The sequence below is a fragment of the Escherichia sp. GZ89 genome (genome assembly GCF_019366485.1).
GTDB lineage: Bacteria > Pseudomonadota > Gammaproteobacteria > Enterobacterales > Enterobacteriaceae > Escherichia > Escherichia fergusonii.
Window position 1 is genome coordinate 1 of record NZ_JAEOHX010000039.1, and the last position, 1,359, is coordinate 1,359.

Below are 1,359 nucleotides of genomic sequence, written 5' to 3' on the forward strand. Positions count from 1 at the left end.
GGCGCGCCGTTCCGCTACAGCTTCAGCGCCCTGAAGGACCGCCATAATGCCGTTGAGGTGAACTGGATTGACCCGAACAACGGTTGGGAGACAGCGACAGAGCTTGTGGAGGACACACAGGCCATTGCCCGTTACGGTCGTAACGTCACGAAGATGGATGCCTTTGGCTGTACCAGCCGTGGGCAGGCGCACCGCGCCGGGCTGTGGCTGATTAAAACGGAACTGCTGGAAACGCAGACCGTGGACTTCAGCGTGGGAGCCGAAGGGCTTCGCCATGTACCGGGCGATGTCATTGAAATCTGCGATGATGACTATGCGGGGATCAGCACCGGCGGGCGCGTGCTGGCGGTGAACAGCCAGACCCGGACGCTGACGCTCGACCGTGAAATCACGCTGCCATCCTCCGGCACCACGCTGATAAGCCTGGTTGACGGTCAGGGTAATCCGGTCAGCGTGGAAGTTAAGTCCGTCACCGACGGCGTGAAGGTGAAAGTGAGCCGTGTTCCTGACGGCGTTGCAGAATACAGCGTGTGGGGGCTGAAGCTACCGACGCTGCGCCAGCGCCTGTTCCGCTGCGTGAGTATCCGTGAGAACGACGACGGCACGTATGCCATCACCGCCGTGCAGCATATACCGGAAAAAGAAGCCATCGTGGATAACGGGGCGCACTTTGACGGCGACCAGAGCGGCACGGTGAATGGTGTCACGCCGCCAGCGGTGCAGCACCTGACTGCCGAAGTCACCGCAGACAGCGGGGAATATCAGGTGCTGGCGCGCTGGGATACGCCGAAGGTGGTGAAGGGCGTGAGCTTCCTGCTTCGTCTGACCGTGACAGCGGAAGACGGCAGTGAGCGGCTGGTCAGCACAGCCCGGACGATGGAAACCACATACCGCTTCACGCAACTGGCGCTGGGAAACTACAGGCTGACAGTCCGGGCGGCAAATGCCTGGGAGCAGCAGGGCGATCCGGCATCGGTATCGTTCCGGATTGCCGCACCGGCAGCACCGTCGCGGATTGAGCTGACGCCGGGTTATTTTCAGATCACCGCCACGCCGCATCTTGCGGTTTATGATCCGACGGTACAGTTTGAGTTCTGGTTTTCGGAAAAGCGGATTACCGATATCAGGCAGGTTGAAACCAGCGCGCGTTATCTTGGTACGGCGCAGTGCTGGATAGCTGCCAGTATCAATATCAGGCCGGGCCATGATTATTATTTTTATGTTCGCAGTGTGAACACCGTCGGCAAATCGGTATTTGTGGAAGCTGTTGGCCAGCCGAGTGATGATGCGTCCGGCTATCTGGATTTTTTCAAAGGAGAGATAGGGAAAACACATCTGGCCCAGGAGCTGTGGACACAA

General features: G+C 59.1%; 1 protein-coding gene. It reads left to right on the forward strand.

Annotated elements, in window-relative coordinates; all coding sequences use genetic code 11:
- A partial coding sequence (locus tag K0335_RS22030) for a host specificity protein J (protein WP_231825860.1) occupies positions 1–1,359 on the forward strand: 1,359 nt, incomplete at both ends.